Source organism: Microbacterium sp. Yaish 1 (genome assembly GCF_002245215.1).
Classification (GTDB): Bacteria; Actinomycetota; Actinomycetes; order Actinomycetales; family Microbacteriaceae; genus Microbacterium.
Map to the genome: position 1 here is coordinate 1,296,551 of NZ_NPMR01000001.1, position 19,330 is coordinate 1,315,880.

The 19,330-nt window shown below is 71.9% G+C and carries 15 protein-coding genes; 11 read left to right on the forward strand and 4 right to left on the reverse strand.

Annotated features, from left to right (window positions below; genetic code table 11):
- Nucleotides 1–6 precede the first annotated feature (6 nt).
- From CI089_RS16580 to CI089_RS06185, 8 genes are all read left to right on the forward strand, one after another.
- Nucleotides 7–1,500 carry a sugar ABC transporter ATP-binding protein gene (locus tag CI089_RS16580; RefSeq protein WP_256977558.1) on the forward strand — a complete coding sequence of 498 codons (1,494 nt, stop codon included), beginning with the start codon at nt 7–9 and terminating at the stop codon, nt 1,498–1,500.
- Nucleotides 1,497–2,468 (forward strand): ABC transporter permease, encoded by a 972-nt coding sequence (locus CI089_RS06155; RefSeq protein ID WP_094260697.1) that lies wholly within the window; start codon nt 1,497–1,499, stop codon nt 2,466–2,468. The genes CI089_RS16580 and CI089_RS06155 overlap by 4 nt, the downstream gene beginning before the upstream one ends.
- The gene (locus CI089_RS06160; RefSeq protein ID WP_094260698.1) at nt 2,465–3,535 is read left to right on the forward strand and encodes an ABC transporter permease; all 1,071 of its coding nucleotides are present in this window, start codon (nt 2,465–2,467) and stop codon (nt 3,533–3,535) included. The genes CI089_RS06155 and CI089_RS06160 overlap by 4 nt, the downstream gene beginning before the upstream one ends.
- Nucleotides 3,528–4,400, forward strand: coding sequence for a 3-hydroxy-5-phosphonooxypentane-2,4-dione thiolase (gene lsrF / locus CI089_RS06165; RefSeq protein ID WP_023953648.1), 873 nt, complete (start codon nt 3,528–3,530; stop codon nt 4,398–4,400). The genes CI089_RS06160 and lsrF overlap by 8 nt, the downstream gene beginning before the upstream one ends.
- 47 nt (nt 4,401–4,447) lie before the next feature.
- Complete coding sequence (locus CI089_RS06170) at nt 4,448–6,100, forward strand: glycerol-3-phosphate dehydrogenase/oxidase (RefSeq protein ID WP_094260699.1); 1,653 nt, start codon at nt 4,448–4,450, stop codon at nt 6,098–6,100.
- 17 nt (nt 6,101–6,117) lie between these two features.
- Nucleotides 6,118–7,608 carry an FGGY-family carbohydrate kinase gene (locus CI089_RS06175; protein WP_094260700.1) on the forward strand — a complete coding sequence of 497 codons (1,491 nt, stop codon included), beginning with the start codon at nt 6,118–6,120 and terminating at the stop codon, nt 7,606–7,608.
- A complete protein-coding gene (locus tag CI089_RS06180; RefSeq protein ID WP_094260701.1) occupies nt 7,605–9,554 on the forward strand; it encodes an SDR family NAD(P)-dependent oxidoreductase in 1,950 nt (649 codons plus the stop codon). The genes CI089_RS06175 and CI089_RS06180 overlap by 4 nt, the downstream gene beginning before the upstream one ends.
- Before the next feature lie 186 nt (nt 9,555–9,740).
- A complete protein-coding gene (locus CI089_RS06185; protein WP_094260702.1) occupies nt 9,741–10,307 on the forward strand; it encodes a manganese efflux pump MntP in 567 nt (188 codons plus the stop codon).
- An 89-nt stretch (nt 10,308–10,396) separates the two neighbouring features.
- On the opposite strand, the gene CI089_RS06190 is transcribed toward CI089_RS06185, so the two are convergent.
- Genes CI089_RS06190 through CI089_RS06200 form a run of 3 tightly spaced genes read right to left on the reverse strand, consistent with a single transcriptional unit; the run spans nt 10,397 to nt 13,870 of the window.
- Entirely contained in the window at nt 10,397–11,728 is a 1,332-nt protein-coding gene (locus CI089_RS06190; protein WP_094260703.1) for a dihydrolipoamide acetyltransferase family protein, read from the reverse strand.
- Between the two features lie 31 nt (nt 11,729–11,759).
- Nucleotides 11,760–12,740, reverse strand: a complete 981-nt coding sequence (locus CI089_RS06195) for an alpha-ketoacid dehydrogenase subunit beta (protein WP_094260704.1) — start codon at nt 12,738–12,740, stop codon at nt 11,760–11,762.
- Nucleotides 12,737–13,870: a thiamine pyrophosphate-dependent dehydrogenase E1 component subunit alpha gene (locus tag CI089_RS06200; protein WP_094260705.1), complete on the reverse strand. Its 1,134-nt coding sequence runs from the start codon at nt 13,868–13,870 to the stop codon at nt 12,737–12,739. Before CI089_RS06200 ends, CI089_RS06195 begins: the two co-directional genes overlap by 4 nt.
- Before the next feature lie 301 nt (nt 13,871–14,171).
- Between CI089_RS06200 and CI089_RS06205 the strand changes: the two genes are divergently transcribed.
- Nucleotides 14,172–14,618: an SRPBCC family protein gene (locus tag CI089_RS06205; RefSeq protein WP_094260706.1), complete on the forward strand. Its 447-nt coding sequence runs from the start codon at nt 14,172–14,174 to the stop codon at nt 14,616–14,618.
- A gap of 165 nt (nt 14,619–14,783) precedes the next feature.
- On the opposite strand, the gene CI089_RS06210 is transcribed toward CI089_RS06205, so the two are convergent.
- Nucleotides 14,784–16,379, reverse strand: a complete 1,596-nt coding sequence (locus CI089_RS06210; RefSeq protein ID WP_094260707.1) for an alpha-amylase family glycosyl hydrolase — start codon at nt 16,377–16,379, stop codon at nt 14,784–14,786.
- A 165-nt stretch (nt 16,380–16,544) separates the two neighbouring features.
- Between CI089_RS06210 and CI089_RS06215 the strand changes: the two genes are divergently transcribed.
- Both CI089_RS06215 and CI089_RS06220 read left to right on the forward strand, forming a co-directional pair.
- The gene (locus tag CI089_RS06215) at nt 16,545–17,567 is read left to right on the forward strand and encodes a LacI family DNA-binding transcriptional regulator (protein ID WP_179223246.1); all 1,023 of its coding nucleotides are present in this window, start codon (nt 16,545–16,547) and stop codon (nt 17,565–17,567) included.
- Between the two features lie 53 nt (nt 17,568–17,620).
- Complete coding sequence (locus tag CI089_RS06220; RefSeq protein WP_143738926.1) at nt 17,621–19,327, forward strand: ABC transporter substrate-binding protein; 1,707 nt, start codon at nt 17,621–17,623, stop codon at nt 19,325–19,327.
- Nucleotides 19,328–19,330: the final 3 nt, after the last annotated feature.

Genomic DNA, 19,330 nt, shown 5'->3' on the forward strand with positions numbered 1-19,330 from the left:
GACCCGATGACAACCCTGTCGCACACCCCCGCGACCACTCCCTCGGACGTGGCGCTCGTCACGGCCGAGGCCGTCGCCAAACGGTACGGAAACACGACGGCTCTGGCCGGGATCGACATCTCGGTCGCCGCCGGCGAGATCCTCGGCCTGGTCGGCCACAACGGCGCCGGCAAGAGCACCCTCATGCGGGTGCTCGCCGGACGCGAGCAGCCCGACTCGGGCAGCATCCGCTGGCAGGCCGGCGGTGAGCCGACGAAGCCGGGCGCCGAGCAGCCCGGTGTCCGGATGATCTACCAGGAGCTCGCCCTCTGCCCCGACCTCACCGTCGCCGAGAACATCGCGCTCTCCGACGCCGGCACCCGTGGCGCGAGGTGGAATCGCCGCGCCGAGCGCCGCGTGTCGCGCAAGCTCGACGAGATCTTCCCCGGGCACGGCGTCTCGGCGCTGCGGCGGGCGGGCGACCTCACGATGGCGCAGCGGCAGATGGTCGAGATCGTGCGCGCCCTGTGCACGCCGTCGCTGTCGCTGCTGATCCTCGACGAGCCCACCGAGTCGCTCAGCATCAACGCGACCCGCCAGCTCTACGCGGCCCTCCGTCGCCTCGCCGACGAGGGCGTCGGAATGGTCCTCATCTCCCACCGGATGCAGGAGGTGCTGGCCCACGCCGATCGCATCGCGGTGATGAAGGACGGCCGCGTGGTCGAGGTGGTCTCGGCGCGCGAGACCGACGAGGACGCGCTGCTCGCGGCGATGGGCGGCGAGGTGCACGCCGACACGGCGACGGTGCGCCGGGTGAGCGCCGCGAGCGCTCCGCCGGAGATCGACGCGCGGGGCACCGTCGCCCGCATCGACGGCGGCGACGTGCCGTTCTCGGTCTCACCCGGCGAGATCGTGGGCCTCGCCGGGCTCGCCGGCCACGGTCAGGACGAGCTGCTGCACCGACTCTGGAGCAACGCGCGCGGCGTCCGCGTCGTCCGCGGGCGCGCCTACGTGCCCGGCGACCGGCAGACCAGCGGCATCTTCTCGCTCTGGAACGTCGCCGACAACCTCACCGTCTCCGCGACGCGTCATCTCGCGTCTGCCGGCATCGTTCCGCCGTCGCGACGGCGACGGCTCGCCGAGGAATGGGTGCAACGCCTGAACGTCAAGGGCGGTGCTCGGGCCCCGATCACGTCGCTGTCGGGCGGGAACCAGCAGAAGGTCATCGTCGCGCGGGCGTTCGCGACCGACGCGCCTCTCGTGCTGCTGGACGACCCCTTCCGCGGCGTCGACGTCACGACGAAGAACGAGCTGTACGCCCTCATGCGCGTCGAGGCGGCGCGCGGCCGCTCCATCGTCTGGTACTCCACCGAGAACGGCGAGATGGCCCACTGCGACCGCGTCTACGTCTTCCGCGCGGGACGCGTCGTCAGCGAGCTGTCCGGCGACGACATCACCGACGAGCGCATCATCGCCGACTCCTTCGGAGTCGACGCCGACACAGTCCAGGAGGACCGATGACCACCGACGTGCTCGCCCCGCCCACCGCGCCGCAGCGCCTGCGCGCCTCCGCCGTCAACGGATCGCCCGCGCTCCTCGCGCTCGTCGCGCTCATCGCCATCTTCGCGCTGACCGCGGCCCTGCAGCCCGGCATCCTCAGCGTGCCCGGCCTCACCCTGATGCTCATGTCATCCGTTCCGCTCGTGCTCGCCGCACAGGCGCAGATGATCATGATGGCCGTCGGTGACATCGACCTGAGCGTCGGCTACCTCGTCGGGCTCATCACGGTGATCGCCGCGACGCTGCTGCGGGAGACCCCGGCCCTCGCGGTCGCCATGATCGCCGGCATCCTCGCCGTCTACGCCCTGCTCGCGTGGGTGGTGCAGCGCCGCGGGGTGCCCTCGATCATCCTGACCCTCGGCATGTCGTTCGTGTGGCTGGGCATCGGCCTGCAGATCCGGCCGACCCCCGGCGGCCAGACCCCCGACTGGCTCTCGGCGCTGTCGACCTGGCGACCGACCTGGTTCCCGGCACCGCTCATCTTCATCGCCGCGGCGACGGCGCTGGGCTGGTGGATCACCCGGCGCTCGCTCGCCGGCGCACGCATGCGGGCGCTGGGCTCGCAGGCCGCGACCCTCGAGAAGACGGGCACGTCGCTCGTGGCGACCCGCGCGACCGCGTACGTCGCCGCAGCCGCGCTGCTCGTCGTCTCGGGCCTGCTGCTCGCCTCGCAGACCTGGTCGGGCGACATCAACGCAGCCGGCGAGTACACCCTCATGACGATCGCCGCGGTGATCCTCGGCGGCGGCACGTTCTCGGGTGGCCGGGCGCTGCCGATCGGGACGACGCTCGGCGCGATCACCCTCGGCCTCATCACCGTCCTGCTCAGCCTCATCAACCTCCCGTCCGCCCTGCAATCGGCCGCACAAGGCGTCATCGTCATCGCCGTGCTCGCGGGCCGCATGATCACCGAGAGGATCGCGCGATGACCTCCGCCTCCATCCCGCTCCCCGCCGTCCGCCGCGGCCCCGCCTGGCCGGCCTGGGGCTGGTCGCTCCTCGGCGTGCTCGCCGTGTGGGCCGTCATCATCGCCGTGCGGCCCGGATCACCCCTCGACCCGATGGCCCAGGCGCTCTCGCTCGCACCGTTCCTCGTGCTGGTCGCCCTCGGGCAGATGCTCGTCATCACCCTCGGCCCGGGCAACATCGACGTCTCGGTCGGCACCGTCATCTCGATGGCCTCGTACGTCTCGGTCGGCGTGGGCGCGACGGCGGGGCCGGTGATCGGGCTCGCGGCCGGCGTCGGCTCCGGGCTCGCCGCCGGCGCGGTCAGCGTCGCCGCGATCCTCCTCCTGCGGGTGCCGCCGATCATCGCGACCCTGGCGACGAGCCTCATCGTCACCTCCGCGACACTCCTGCTGGCGGATGCCGCGCGCGGCGGCGCCGACGCGGGCCTGCGAGCCTTCGTCACGGCCAAGGCGTTCGGCATCCCCGTCATCGCGCTCGTCGTCGCGGCCATGACCGTGATCGTGTGGCTCGCCCTCACGCGGACCCGTGTCGGCGTGGCCGTCATCGCGGTCGGCCAGAGCGTTCGCGCGGCCGAGCGGGCGGGCCTTCCGGTGGCGGGCGTGACCGTCACCGCCTACCTCGTGTCGGCGGGACTCGCGGGACTCGTCGGCGGCCTGCTCGCCGCCTTCATCTCTCCCAGCACCGTGCTCGGCAGCTCGTACATGCTCGACTCGATCGCCGTCGTCGTGATCGGCGGCACCCTCATCTCGGGCGGCCGCCCCGTACCGGCCGGCGCCTGGACCGGCGCCCTCTTCTTCGTGCTGCTGTCGGGACTGCTCAACCTCGTGGGGTGGTCGGTCGGCGCCCAGAACGTCCTCAAGGGCGTGCTCGTCGTCCTCGTCGTCGTGATCGCATCGGCGGCCACCGGAACCGGCCCCAGCTCCTTGCGCCGACTCCGCGCGAGCCTGCAGCGCCCCGCCCCCGCCCCCTCGGCCCGACGCGCCGACACCGACCCCACCCCGAAGAACAAGGAGAACATCCATGGCTGACCTCGACGACCTGCGTGAGGGAACCGACTACTCCGGCCCCGCGGCGGCCGGCACCGGCTACCCCATCAAGGGCCAAGCAGGCCAGGACTGGGGGATGCGCGCGCGGATGTCGCGCGTGTTCGACCCCCGCGACGGCAAGACCGTGATGCTCGCGTTCGATCACGGCTACTTCCAGGGGCCGACCTCGGGTCTCGAGCGGCTCGATCGCTCGATCCTCCCGCTGGTCCCCCAGGCCGACGCCCTGATGTGCACGCGCGGCGCCCTGCGCACGACGATCCCGCCGCACTCCGCGAAGGGCATCGTCCTCCGCGCCTCCGGCGGACCGAGCGTGCTCAAGGAGCTCTCCGATGAGGAGGTCGCCGTCTCGATCGACGACGCCGTGCGACTGGATGCCGCCGCCCTCGCGGTGCAGGTCTTCATCGGCGGCGACAACGAGACGAAGTCCGTCCGCAACATGACGACCCTCGTCGACGCGGGCCAGGCCACCGGCATCCCGGTCCTGGCCGTCACCGCGGTCGGCCGCGACATGGTGCGCGACGCCCGCTACTTCCGGCTCGCCACGCGGATCAGCGCCGAGCTCGGCGCCGCTTTCGTGAAGACCTACTACGTCGAGGAGGGCTTCGAGACGATCACGAGCGCGTGCCCCGTCCCGATCGTCATCGCCGGCGGCAAGAAGGTCGAGGAGCGCGAGGCGCTGCGCGTCGCATCGCGCGCCATGGCGGAGGGCGCGGCGGGTGTCGACATGGGACGCAACGTCTTCCAGTCGGAGCACCCGGCCGCCATGCTCGCGGCCGTCCGCGGGGTCGTCCACGACGGCCTCAGCGCGGACGACGCCTTCGACCTCTTCCAGACCCTCTCCCACTGAACCCTCTCGGGGCGCCCTCGGGCGCCCCGAGACCAGAAGGATGCAGCATGCCCTCGCTTCGTACCCATGCCGAGCCGACCTCGGCCGACGTCGTCGTCATCGGCGCCGGGATCAACGGCCTCGCCATCGCCCGTGAGGCCGCCGGCCGCGGCCTCCACGTCGTCGTCATCGACCGGGACGACATCGCCGCGCGCACGTCGGCGATCTCGACCCGCCTCATCCACGGCGGCCTGAAGTACCTCGAGCGCGTGGAGATCCCGCTCGTGCTCGAGTCGATCCGCGAGCGCAACATCCTGCTGCGCACGGCACCGCATCTCGTGCGCCCCTACCCCATGCTCATCCCGTTCTCGCGGGGCGCCTCGCGGCCCGGATGGCTGCTGTCGTGCGGCCTGCTGCTGCACGACATCCTGTCGCTGGGCAAGAAGCTGCCGCGCAACCGCATCGTCTTCTCGCGGCGGCTGGCCCGCGAATGGCCCTCGGTGGCCGCGGGCGGCGTGAAGTGGGGCGGCCTCTTCCAGGACGCGCACGTACCGGTCACCGAGCGCTTCGGCATCGAGCTCGCCATCGACGCGGCCAACCACGGCGCGACGGTGCTCACCCACACCCCCGTCACCGGCCTGATCCGCGAGAAGGGACGCATCGCCGGCGTCCGGTACCTCGACCGCGAGGACGGACGTGAGCGGACGCTGCACGCACCGGTCGTCGTCAACTGCGCCGGCCCCTGGGTCGACGCGGTGCTCGACCTGCAGGGCGACCACCCCCGCCGAATCGGGCCGACGAAGGGGAGCCACCTCGTCGTCGACGCGTTCCCCGGCGCGCCCGACACGTGCATCTTCTTCGAGTCGCCCGACGACGGCCGGCCCATGTTCGTGCTGCCGTGGTGGGACGGCAAGTACATGATCGGCACCACCGACCTGCCCTACGACGGCTCGATCGACGAGATCGTCGTCGACGACGACGAGGTCGACTATCTGCTCCGGGCCGTCAACGGCCTCATCCCGGCAGCCGGGCTGCGCCGCGACGCCGTGCTCTGGTCGTTCTCCGGGGTGCGTCCCCTCCCCTACGTCGCCGATCTCAGCGACCCCGCCTCGGTCAGCCGGGACAGCGAGATCGTCGTGCACACGGGCGAGGCCGCGGGGCTCCTCACCGTCATCGGAGGGAAGTACACGACCCACCGCGCCCTGGGCGAGCAGGCGCTGCGCCGGATCGAGACCGCGCTCGGGCTCGGTCACCGGCGCTCCGCGACCCGCACCGCCCGGTTCCCCGGCGCGCCGGCCGGCGATCACGGACGTTTCATCGCCGACACCGTCGCCCGCAGCGCCCTCCCCGAGCGCAGCGCCCGCCGTCTCGCCGACCTGTACGGAACCCTGAGCCGCCCGATCGAGATGCTCGCGGCGTCCGATCCGTCGCTGGTGGAGGTCATCGACGACGACAGCGGCGCGATCGCGGCGGAGGTCGTGTACGCCGTCCGCGAGGAAGGCGCCCACACGCTCGAGGACGTCCTCATCCGCCGCACCGCGATCGCGCTGAACAGCGACGTCGGCCTCGGCTGCGCGCCCCGCGCGGCGGACGTGCTCGTCGCGCACGGCGACTGGAGCGCCGAGCGCGCGGAGACCGAGCTGGCGCGATACCGTGAAGCCGCTCGGCGCTTCGCACCCCGAACCCTGCGCCCGGCATCCGCTCAGCCGACGGCCGCCTGAGCGAGAAACGAGGATCGATGAAGATCTGCGTCATCGGCATCGACGTGGGCCTCACGTCTGCCAAAGCAGCGGCGTTCGACGACGCCGGGCGGGAGATCCGCACGGTCTCGGCGCCGAACCCCCGCGTCGCGGTCTCGCGCGAGCGGCAGGAGATCGCGATGGACACGCTGTGGGACGTCGTGGCCGACGTCCTGCGCGACCTGACCGCGTGGCTCGCGGCCGACGGATGGACCGTCTCGGCCGTCGGCGCGACGGGTCACGGCAACGGCCTGTACCTCGTCGACGAGCAGCTGCGGCCGGTGCGGCCCGCCATCGCCTCGACCGACAGCCGGGCCGAGCACGTCGTCGCCGCGCTCGACCCCGCGGCGGTCGAGCGCATGCGGCTGCTCACCGGATCGCTCCCGTGGGCAGCGCAGCCGGGCGTGCTGCTGCGGTGGCTGCTCGACAACGAACCGGAATCGCTCGACCGGGCCCGCTGGGCGCTGACCTGCAAAGACTGGATCACCGCGTGCCTCACCGGCGTCGCGAGCGCCGACACGTCGGACTCGTCGGGGTGCGGCCTGGTCAACCTTCGCGAGCGGGAGTACGAGCCCGAGGTCTTCGACATGCTCGGTCTGCCGCGCGACCTCCAGCGCATCCTGCCGCCGCTGCACGCGAGCGACGAGGTCGTCGGGACGATCAGCGCCGACGCCGCCGCACGCTCCGGCCTGGCCGAAGGCACGCCCGTCGTCGCCGGGTGCATGGACTGCGTCGCGAGCCCGCTCGGGGCAGGCTCCACCGACCTCGGCGACGTCACGGTGATCGTGGGCACGTGGGCGATCAACGCCGTCGTCGTGCCGACGGATGCCGTTCCCCCGCGCGTCACGATCAACGCGCTGCTCCCCGATCCGCGCCTCATGCTGGCCATGGAGGTCGCACCGACGTCCGCGGCGAGCATCGAGTGGGCGTCGGGACTGCTCGGCGCGCGCGCCACTCTTCCGCTGACGCCGCGCGATCTGCTCGAGGCCGCGCACGGCGCACCCCCGCTGGCCGACGGGCTGCTCTTCCTGCCGTTCATCCACGGCGCACCCGAGCACCTCGGCGCCTCCGGAACGTTCGTCGGGATCAAGGGCAGCCACGGCTACCCGCACGTCGCCCGCGCGGTCGCCGAGGGCATCACGCAGTACCACCGCGTGCAGATCGAGAAGGTCGTCGCGACGGGCGCTGTCGTCACCGACGCCCCGTGGACCCTCGCCGGCGGCGGGGCGAAGAACCCGCAGTGGGCGCAGATGTTCGCCGACGTCATCGGACACGCGATGCGCCGGCAGCTCGGCACCGAGCTGGGCGCCCGGGGCGTCGCCTCGCTCGCGGCGCGCGGTGTCGGCGTCGACATGACCCCGTGGGGCGTCGAGCCCGACCCCGCGCTCGTCGTGCAACCGGGCATCTGCCGCACGGCGTACCAGCAGCAGGCCGCCCGCTTCGACCGCGTCGTCTCGTCGATGACGAGCGTCTGGGAGGCCTACGCATGACCCCGTCAACGGAGGCGTCGGCTGCGCTCGACGACATCGTGCGCGTCAGTCGCGCACTCGGCGGCGATCCCTCCTTCGTCCTCCACGGCGGCGGGAACACGTCGATCACCGCGCGGGGCGAGGACGTCACGGGCGAGCCCGTCGACCTCGTCCTCGTCAAGGGCAGCGGGTGGGATCTCGCCACGATCGAGCCCGCGGGATTCGCGCCGCTGCGTCGCGACCGGCTCGAGCGCCTGCTGCGCCTGCCGCACCTCGACGACCCGACGATGGTGAACGAGCTGCGCCAGGCCTCCCTCGACGCATCGGCTCCGACAGCCTCGATCGAGGCGTTGCTGCACGCGCACCTCCCCGGCCGCGTCGCGCTCCACTCCCACTCCGACGCGATCGTCGCCGTGACCGATCGCGACGTGCCCGACGACGAGATCGCCGCGGCGCTCGGCCCGCGGGTCGCCGTGCTGCCGTACGTCATGCCCGGGTTCCCGCTGGCGCGCCTCGTGGCCGACACCGACCTGGGCGACGCGGATGCGCTCGTCCTGCGCAACCACGGCCTGTTCACCTTCGGCGACGACCCCGACGCGGTGCTCGCCCGCCACCGTGAGCTCGTCGCCCGGGCGGTCGAGCTCTCGGGGATCGTCGCTCCCGGCCGGGCGGATGCCGAGCAACCGGATGCCGGCGAGGGCGGCATCCCGCTTCGAGGCGCCCTCACGACCATCGCGGGCCTGCGTGCCGACGTCGCACGGGCCGCCGGCCGGCCCATGCTGCTGCGGCAGAGCCGATCGCAGCGTGCCGCCGCGTTCGCTGCGCGCCCCGACCTCGAGGCAGCCACGACCCGCGGAACCGCGACCCCCGAGCACGTCATCTACACCAAGCGTCATCCGCTCGTCGGGCGCGATGTCGCCGCCTACGCGAACGCCTACCGGGCCTACGTCGAGCGCAACCGTCAGCGCCAGGACGGGCCGGTGACTCCCCTCGACCCCGCTCCCCGGGTCGTGCTCGACCCGGAGCTCGGGATGCTGACGGCGGGCGACACCGTGCGCGATACCGGGATCGCGGCCGATATCGCGGAGCACACGATCGCCGTCATCGAAGCCGCCGACGCGATGGGCGGCTACCGATCGCTCGATGAGGCGCAGAGCTTCGACATCGAGTACTGGTCGCTCGAGCAGGCCAAGCTCGCGGGCCGCCGACGTGCACCGCTCGCGGGCGAGGTCGCCATCGTCACGGGCGCCGCCTCGGGCATCGGCCGGGCCACCGCCGAGCGACTGCTCGACGGCGCCGCCGTCGTCGGGGTCGACCTCGACCCGAGCGTGCCGCACGCATTCTCGGGTGACGCCTGGCGCGGTGTCGTCGGAGACGTCGCCGACCCGGCGGTCATCGAGCGCGTCCTCGACGAGGCGGTCCGCACCTACGGCGGTGTCGACATGCTCGTCGTCGCCGCGGGGATCTTCCCGCCCAGCGAGGCCATCGCCGACATCGACGACGCGACGTGGGAGCGCGCCCTGCGCGTCAACGCCACCGCACCGCTGCGCCTCATGCGGTCGGCCCATCCTCACCTCGCGCTGGCTCCTCGCGGCGGGCGGGTCGTGCTCGTGTCGACGAAGAACGTCGCCGCCCCGGGGCCGGGCGTCGCCTCGTATTCGGCGAGCAAGACGGCGGCGGCACAGCTCGCCCGGGTCGCTGCGCTCGAGTGGGCCGCCGACGGCATCCGGGTGAACCAGGTCGAGCCCGATGCGGTCTTCGACACGGCGATCTGGACGCCCGAGCTGCTCGCGGAACGCGCCGCAAGCTACGGGCTGACCGTCGAGGAGTACCGCACGCGGAACCTCCTGCGCGTCGAGGTCACGAGCGCCAGGGTGGCCGAGGCCGTCGCCGTCTTCTGCGAGCGGCTGCCGGCGACGACCGGCGCGCACCTGAGCGTCGACGGAGGCAACGACCGGGTGATCTGACCGCGGGAAAAGCGCGCCCACGATTTCGGCGGCCCGAAGGATTCGCTCGCCCGAAATGCTGTCAATCAGGGCTTTTCGTCATTCTCGACTGCCGGCGACTGGCAAGCTCGAGAGCGGCCGATCTCCGTTCGACGGTGCCCGGGACGATCGCCCGCCATCCCGTCATCCCCGCTTCGAGGAGGAGCCATGTCGCCCTGGGCGCTCTTCATCCTGGCCGTCGGCGTCTCCGCAGATGCGTTCGCCGTGGCCCTCGGAAAGGGCCTGCAGCTGCGCGCCCACGTCGTGCGCGGCGCCCTCCTCATCGCGGGAGCCTTCGGCCTCGCGCAGGCCATCATGCCGCTGATCGGCTGGCTGCTCGGCAGCACCTTCGCGGAGGCGATCGCCCCGTTCGACCACTGGATCGCTTTCGGCCTGCTCGCCGCGATCGGCGCGAAGATGCTGTGGGAGGCGTTCCGTCCCGACGATGACGACGCGGACGCGGCATCCGGCCTGTCGGCCCGCGAGATCGTCCTGCTCGCTCTCGCGACGAGCATCGACGCCCTCGCCGTCGGGCTGTCGTTCGCCTTCCTCGATGTGCCGCTGTGGATCGCGGTCGTCTCGATCGGCCTCGTCACGTTCGCGCTGTCGTTCGTCGCCGTGCTGATCGGCCACCGCATCGGCACGCGCTGGCGCAAGCCCGCCGAGATCATCGGCGGCATCGTGCTCATCGGCATCGGCACCCAGATCCTCATCGAGCACCTGGTCGCCGGCTAGTCCCGCTGCCGAGAACATACCGTCGCGGCGAGAACGCACCACGCACGGTACGACCTCACGGCGACGGTGCGTTCTCGAGAGCGATCAGCTCAGTCGAGCAGCAGCGCGGGCTCCTCCAGGACGGATGCCACGTCGGCGATGAACCGGCTCATGCCGTCGCCGTCCACGACGCGGTGGTCGAACGAGCCCGACACGGTCGTCACGAAGCGAGGACGCACCTCGCCGTCGACGACCCACGGCTTCTGCCGGATCGTGCCCATCGCGACGATGCCCGACTCGCCGGGGTTGATGATCGGGGTACCGGCATCCATGCCGAACACGCCGATGTTCGTGATCGTGATCGTGCCGCCCTGCTGCTCGGCGGGCGCGGTCTTGCCCTCGCGGGCAGTGAGCGTCAGCTTCTCGAGGGCACGGGCGAGACCCCGCATGTTGAGGTCCTGCGCGTCCTTGATGTTCGGCACGAGCAGGCCGCGCGGCGTCGCGGCCGCGATGCCGAGGTTGACGTAGTGGCGCACCCGGATCTCGGCGCCGTTCTCGGTCTCGACCCACGCCGCGTTCACCATCGGCGTCCGTCGCACCGCCCACACGACCGCGCGCGCCATGATCAGCAGCGGCGAGACCTTGATGTCGGCGAAGTCGGGCGAGGCCTTCATCCGCTTGACGAGCTCCATCGTGCGGGTGGCGTCGACGTCGGTCCACACCGACACGTGCGGAGCGGTGTGCGCGGAGTCGACCATGTGCTTGGCCGTGACCTTGCGGACGCCCTTGACGGGGATCGTCTCCTCGCGGTCGTCCGCGGGCCCGGCCGACACGACGGCCGGCGGCACGGGGATCGTCTGCTCGCGCACCTCGGGTCGGGCGGGCGTCTGCAGGTTCCGGAAGACGGATGCCTGCGACGCGTGGTTCACGACATCCTCGCGTGTCACCTCTCCCGCGGCCCCCGTCGGCGTGACCGAGGCGAGGTCGACGCCGAGGTCGCGCGCGAGCTTGCGGATCGGCGGCTTCGCCACGACCCCCACGGCCGCGCGAACGGGCGGCTCGGCGGGCTTGCGCCGGCGCGACTGCACCTGTCCGGCTCCGCCGTATCCGACGAGGACCGAGCCGTTCTCCTCCGGCGCGTCACCGGCAGCGGGCTTGTCGGCGGGGACGGCCGGGCTGCTCGCGGCATCCGCTTCCGCGGCGGCACCCGCGATCGTGATGATCGCGGCCCCGACCTCGACGGTCGTCCCCTCGTCGACGAGCAGCTCGCCGACGGTTCCCGAGAACGGCGACGGCAGCTCGACGAGCGACTTCGCGGTCTCGATCTCGACGAGGACGTCGTTGACCGCGACCTCGTCGCCCGCGGCGACGCGCCACTGCACGATCTCGGCCTCGGTGAGGCCTTCGCCGACGTCCGGCAGGTGGAAGGTCTGGGTGCTCATGAGGGAATCCTCTCGCAGGCGCGTCGGATGGTCAGTAGGCGAGGGCGCGATCGACGGCCTCGAGGATGCGGTCGGCGTCGGGCAGGTACGAGCCCTCGAGCTTCGCCGCGGGGAACGGGACGTCGAAGCCTGACACCCGCAGCACGGGAGCCTCGAGCGAGAAGAACGCCTGCTCGGTCACCGTCGCGGCGATCTCGGAGCCCAGCGACGTGAAGCCGGGGGCCTCCTGGCCGTAGACCATGCGCCCGGTGCGGCGCACCGACTCGACGATCGGACCGTAGTCGACGGGCGAGAGCGACCGCAGGTCGACGACCTCGCACGACACGCCCTCGCTCTCGGCGAGCGCGGCGGCCTGCAGCAGCACCGTCACCATGGCGCCGTGACCGACGAGCGTCACGTCGGTGCCGCGGCGGACCACGCGCGAGGCGTGCAGCGGCAGCGCGCGCGCGGCCAGGTCGACCTCGCCCTTGGACCAGTAGCGCGACTTGGGCTCGAGGAACACGATCGGGTCCTTCGAGGCGATCGCGTCCTGGATCATCCAGTAGGCGTCGTTGGGTGTCGACGGCGACACGACCCGCAGGCCGGGGGTGTGCGTGAAGTACGCCTCGGGGCTCTCCTGGTGGTGCTCGACGGCGCCGATGTGCCCGCCGTAGGGGATGCGGATGACGACGGGGAACGACATCCGGCCCTCGTGCCGGTTCGTGAGCTTCGCGAGCTGCGTCGTGATCTGGTCGAAGGCGGGGAAGACGAACCCGTCGAACTGGATCTCGCACACCGGGCGGAAGCCGGCCATCGCGAGTCCGATCGCGGTGCCGACGATGCCCGACTCGGCGAGGGGCGTATCGAGCACCCGGCGGTCGCCGAACTCGGCCTGCAGCCCCTCGGTGACGCGGAACACGCCGCCGAGGCGGCCGATGTCCTCGCCCATCATGAGGACGTGGTCGTCCTGCTGCATCGCGGCGCGCATGCCCGCGTTGAGCGCCTTGCTGAACGGCAGCGTCTCGATGCTCATGCGCGTCCCTCCTCGAAGGATGCCTCGTAGTCGGCGAGCCACTTCCGCTGCCGATCGACGAGCGGATGCTGCTCGCTGTAGACGTGCGCGAACATGCTGTCGGGCTCGGGGGCGGTGAGCTGGTTCGTGCGGACCCGGACGTCGTCGGCGTAGGCCGCGGCCGCGGCATCCACGTCGTCGAAGAAGGACGCGGCGGCCCCGCGACCCTCGAGATAGGCGCGCATGCGTGCGATCGGGTCGCGCTGCGCCCAGAAGGCCTCTTCGTCGCTCGTGCGGTACTTCGTCGGGTCGTCGCTCGTCGTGTGCGCGCCCATGCGGTAGGTCAGTGCCTCGATGGCACGGGGACCCTCGCCGGAGCGGGCTTCGTCGAGGGCGAGCTTGGTGACCGCGTAGCTGGCGAGCACATCGTTGCCGTCGACGCGGATCGACGGCATCCCGTATCCGGCGCCGCGCCGCACGAGCGGGACCTTGGACTGCGTCGAGACGGGCACCGAGATCGCCCAGTGGTTGTTCTGCAGGAAGAAGACCTGCGGGGTGTTGTAGCTCGTGGCGAAGACCATCGCCTCGTGCACGTCGCCCTGGCTCGACGCGCCGTCGCCGTAGTAGACGATGACCGCCTCGTCGCGCTCGGGATCGCCCGTGCCGGTGCGGCCGTCGAAGACCATGCCCATGCCGTAGCCGGAGGCGTGCAGCGTCTGCGAACCGAGCACGAGCGTGTAGATGTGGGTGTTGCCGTTGCGCGGGTCGGTCGGGTCCCACCCGCCGTGGGTGAGGCCGCGCATGAGCCGGATGATGTCGATCGGGTCGACGCCGCGGATCGTGCACACGACGTGCTCGCGGTACGACGGGAAGAGGTGGTCCTGGGGCCGGGTCGCTCGCGCGGAGCCGACCTGCGCGGCCTCCTGTCCGAAGGACGGCGGCCACAGGGCGAGCTGGCCCTGACGCTGCAGGTTCGTCGCCTGGCGGTCGAAGGCCCGGACCGTCACCATGTCGCGGTAGAACGTCTCGAGCTCGGCGTCGGAGAGCGCCTCGATCACCGGCAGATAGCGTTCGGCTTCGGGCGACGGGTCGAGTGAGCCGTCGGCCGCGAGGACGCGGACGAGAGCGGGATCGAGTTCTGCGTCGGTCACCCTCCCACGCTAACGCCCCTGGTATGGCCCCATCTGCATGCGGTCGACAACGGATGCCGCGATTCGCGGTGGACGCAGCACAAGCCGAACGGGGCGGGGTCGGGCGGGGCGGGGTGGGGGCGTGTCCGGGGCCCGGATGCAAGGGATCGTGGCCGGCACCCCGGCCGGGCGGCATCCGCACCGGGGTGTCGTGACAGACGCCTTGCATCGCGGTTCGTCGAACGGAAGGGCCGGGATGCCGCGGGCGGGGATGCGGGATGCCGCGGGCCGACGGGTGAAGGGGCGGTGAGAGGATCGGCGGATGACGTCGTCGTTCGAGATCGTGACCCGCGCTACGGTGCCGGCCGACGCACTGTTCGACGCCTCGCGTGACATCGGGGCGCACGTCGCCTCGATGCGCGGCACCGGCGAGCGCGCGATCGGTGGTGTGACGAGCGGCCTGATCGGCCTCAACGAGACGGTGACGTGGCGCGCCTGGCACTTCGGCATCCCGTTCCGGATGACGTCGCGGATCACCGCGCTCGAACGCCCCCACCGCTTCGTCGACGAGCAGACCACCGGGCCGTTCCGCCTCTTTCGGCACGAGCATGTCTTCGTCGAGCGCGAGGGCACGACGATCATGACCGATCGCGTGACCCTCGCCTCGCCCGTCCTCGGCCGGCTCGCCGAACGCCTGGTGCTCGTGCCCTATCTGCGCCGTCTCCTCACCCGCCGGGCCGAGCACCTGGTGGCCTCCGTCTCCCGCTGATCAGCGCGCCGCGCACCGCGCACCGATGCGGCGTGCGCCGCGTCCGGCTGCGCCCGTGCCGCGATGCAAGGGTTCCTGGCCGACACCCCGCCGCGACGGCATCCATCACGGGGTGTCGGCGCCGATCCCTTGCATCCGCGCACGGCAGATCCGGGCGGGGGCCGCTCAGCGGGCGAGGTCGACCACGGCGGCGCCGAAGGCCTCGAGCCGCAGGGTCTCGCCGTCGAGGCGCGCTCCGGACGACAGAACAAGGATGCCGCGACCCCCGAGCGCCACGTCGCACGGTCGCCCCGCGGGGTTGAGCACGACGAGAAGCGAGCCGCCCCGCCGATAGACGAACGGGTAGCCGGTCGCCTCGACCAGCACCTCGGCCCGCGCCGACAGCCGCGGGTCGGTGCGGCGCAGCGCGATGGCCTCCCGCACGAAGCGCAGGAGGGATGCCGGATCCTCCAGCTGCCGCGCGACCGTCGGGGCGTCCAGGGCGGTGTCCCCCGGCAGGTACCGCGACTCGTGGGCCCGCTGCCCGAGCACCTCCATCGCGCCCCACGCCATCGGCGTGCGCGATCCCGCCCGCTCGTAAGTCGGGCCGAGTGACGACCCCTCGAGGGGCCCGACGCCCGGCAGATAGCGCATCCCGATCTCGTCGCCGTAGTAGATCGAGGGCATCGCCGGCCAGGTCAGCACCAGGAGGAGCGCAGCGCGGGCCTGCGCGGCGTCGCGGCCACCGCTGACCAGACGCGTGAAGTCGTGGTTCGCCGTCGGCAGCCCGACGATCCCGCGGCTGCCGGCGGCCTCGATGGCGTCGCGGGCTTCGGTCCAGGCGTCGACGAAGTCCGCGGCATCGCCCCGGCCCGCGGCGTCGGCCCATGCGTCGCGCGCGGGCCACGCCTCGTGCACGGTGCCCGAGCCGTTCTCGAACAGCGACTTCAGCGGCATCCCGTCGAACTCGCCGCCGAACTGCAGGAAGAAGTCGACGTCGAATCCGGCGGGCACGGCTCGTGCCGGATCGCCCCACTCAGAGATCAGGATGCGGCCCGGGTGCGTCCGGTCGAGGCGCCGGTGCACGTCGCGCCAGAGCTTCGCGGTCTCGACGTTCCCGGGGTCGTCCTTCACGAGCGACGCGGCCATGTCGACCCGGAAACCCGCGACCCCGCGGTCGTACCACCGGCGGATGATGTCGACGAGGGCGTCCCGGTTGCGCAACGGCCCGGGCGCGTCGACGGCCTGACGCCACGGCTCGTCCGGGTGCGGACGCGCGTAGCCGAAGTTCAGCGCGGGCTGGAAGTCGAAGAAGTTCGGCTTGTAGAACCCGCGGCCGCCTCTCGGCACCGGAACGAACCCCTCGGCGGAGACGGGGCTGAAGACGTAACGGTCGCCGGCCGGGTCGCCCTCGTCGCTCGCCGACAGCGCCTCGTCGAACCAGGCATGCTCGTCCGAGGTGTGACCGGCCACGAGGTCGAGCACGATGCCGATGCCGCGCCGCTCCGCTTCCGCGAGCAGCCGGTCCATCGCCGCGTCGCCGCCGTAGCGGTCGGCCACTCGGTCGAAGTCGGCGACGTCGTACCCCGCGTCGCGGAACGGCGAGACGAACACGGGGTTGAGCCACAGGGCGTCGACACCGAGCCAGGCGAGGTAGTCCAGTCGGGCCGCGACGCCGTCGAGGTCGCCCATGCCGTCGCCGTCGGCGTCGGCGAAGCTCTGCGGATACGCCTGATACAGCACGATGCGGTCGAGGCGGTCGGCCAGGGAAACGACGGTCATGGGCGGCTCCTTCGCAGCATCCCCCGACGACATCCTCGACGCCAGGCTTGATGTAACCGGTTACACGTGGTTAGAGTACCCGATGTATCCGGTTACATCCTCGGATTCCCGAGCAGAAACCGACCCCGACCCCGACCCCGACACGACGAAGTGAGGTGGGCCCCCGTGGCATCCGACTCCCCCGCCACCCGTCCGACCATCCGTGACATCGCTCGCGAGGCCGGGGTCTCGGTCGCGACCGTCTCACGTGTCACGCACGACGATCCGCGCGTCGTGGCCGACACCAAGCGACGCGTCCAGGACGCGATCGACCGGTTGGGCTATCGCCCCTCGGCCCTCGGCCGCGCCCTCTCGTATCAGCGCACGAACACCCTCGGCATCGTGCTGCCCGGACTCGGCGGCCCGTACTTCGCGCAGCTCATCGAGGGGGCCGAGTCGGTGGCGGTCGAGCGCGGCGTCGTCATCAACGTCGTCGGGACGCACCTGCGGCCCGACGCCGTGGGCGCCGTCCGCCAGCTCGCCGAGCGCACCGACGGCCTCATCATCGCCGGCGGCACCCTGCCGTCCGACGAGGTCGCCGCGCTCGCACGCTCCGGCCGCGTGATCGTCGTCGCCGGAGAGGCCGATGAGGCCGCGACCGTCGTGACCGACGGGCGTGCCGCCGCCGCCGAGCTCACCGGTCATCTCGCCGACGTGCACGGCTACCGCCGCATGCGCTTCGTCGGCGAGCCCTCGGGGTCGCCCGACACCGCGTGGCGCTACCAGGGCTTCCGCGACGCCCTCGATCAGCGCGGACTCGCCGAAGCGGGCGAGCCCGTACGCCTCGGCCTCGACGTGCGCAGCGGCGCCGTCGCCGCCCGGATGCTGCACGACGCCGCCGATCTGCCCGACGCACTCGTCTGCGCGAACGACGAGCTCGCGATCGGCATGCTCGCGACGCTGCCGGGGCTCGGGCACCGCATCCCCGCGGATGTGGCGGTCACGGGATTCGACGACCAGGCCCTCGCCGGCATCGCCTCCCCGCGCCTGACGACGGTGCATCAGCCGATCGCCGAGCTCGGCGCTCGCGCCGCCGCGGGAGCCCTCGGCGACGACATCCGCCCCCACACCGTCCTGGAGACCCGCCTGGTCATCCGGGAGTCGTGCGGCTGCCCGCCGGACACGGCGCCGGAGGGGATGCCCGGCTGAGAACACGACCGGTCGACGAGCGACCGGTCTCGCAGAGGAACGAGGAGGTTCCGATGAGAAGACGCAGAACACTGGCGGCGGGAGCGCTCGCCCTGACCGCTCTGCTCGCGACGTCCGCGTGCGCGAACGTGGGCCTCGAGCCCGCCCCCGAGGCACCGCCCGGGTTCATCGACGAACTGCGGATGCCGTCGGAGGCCGGCGGCTCGGTCCAGGGGCTGCTCAACTACAACTGGCTCTCGCCCAACGCGACCGTTCAGACGTGGCTCTTCGAACCGCTCATGATCCGCGACCGGTTCACGTGCGAGGCCGTGCCGTGGCTCGCCACCGACTACGAGTGGGAACGACCAGACCGTCTCGTGCTCACCCTGCGCGAGGGCGTGCAGTGGAGCGACGGCGAGCCGTTCACGGCAGACGACGTCGTGTACACCTTCATGGCCGGCAAGGAGTTCCCCGCCGCCGACAAGTCGGGCCTGTGGGGCGACTTCTTCGGCGCGCCCGCCGAGAGCGTCACGACGGCCGACGACCACACCGTCGTGTTCGAGTTCGCCGGACCCGCGGTGCCGAAGACCGACGCGATCCTGCAGAACACCAAGATCCTCCCGCAGCACATCTACGCCGAGCACGGCGACCCGACGCTCTTCGTCGACGAGCAGGGGGTGGGCACCGGACCCTTCACCCCCGAGTCCTACAACGGGCGCCGCCTCGTGCTCGAGCGCAACGAGAACTACTGGAACGCCGACCAGGTGCGCGTCCAGCGCCTCTCGCTCGAGGGCCAGTACGACGCGAACTCCGGCGCACTGAAGCTGCGCAGCGGCGCGCTCGACCTCTACCGCGGCGACATCCCGAACCCCAACCGCTCGGTCGTCGCCCCCGATCCCGAGAACGCCCACTTCTTCTATCCGCCCGACGCCATCACCGCTCTCGTGCTCAACAACGAGCGCCCGGTGCTGAGCGATCCGAAGTTCCGCGAGGCCTTCGCCTATGCCCTCGACCGCGAGGCGCTGAGCCAGCGGGCGAGCTTCGGGATCATGGAGCCGGCGAGCCAGACGATGCTGCTCCTGCCCTTCCAGGAGCAGGCGGTTCCCGAGCAGTGGCGCGGCAAGGAGTTCATCCCCTACGACCCCGAGCGCGCGAACGAGATGCTCGATGCCGCCGGCTACGAGCGCGGTCCCGACGGGCGCCGCGTCGACCAGAACGGCGAGCCGCTGTCGTTCGTCTTCAGCGTGCAGGCCGGCTGGATGGACGTCATCGCGATGGCGGACGTCGTCGCCCGCAACGCCGCCGACGTCGGCGTCTCGGTACGCATGGTCACGACCGATCCCAACGCGATCGAGGGGATGCAGAAGGCCGGCGACTTCGACATGACGATCGACTTCATCAGCGGCGGATGCCAGCGGGCGCGCGACCTCGGGGCGAAGCTGCAGGCCTCGCAGATCTCGACCGAGCAGGAGCTGCTCCTCAACCGGGCCCGCTACGTCAATCCCGAGATCGACGCCCTCATCGCCGAGTGGACCACCACCACCGACGAGAGCCGCACCGCCGAGATCGAGGCCCGGATCATCGACATCTTCATGACCGAGTTCCCCTACATCGCGCTGCAGTACGCCCCGAACCGGCTGATCTACCGCACGAACAACGCCGTCGGGTGGCCGAGCGAAGACAACCCGTATCCGGTCGACCAGCTCATCCGCGTGCTGCCGAACCTGCGCCCGCCGGGCGAGTCGGATGCCGGCGAGGCGGACGCCGGCGAGGAGGGCTGAACG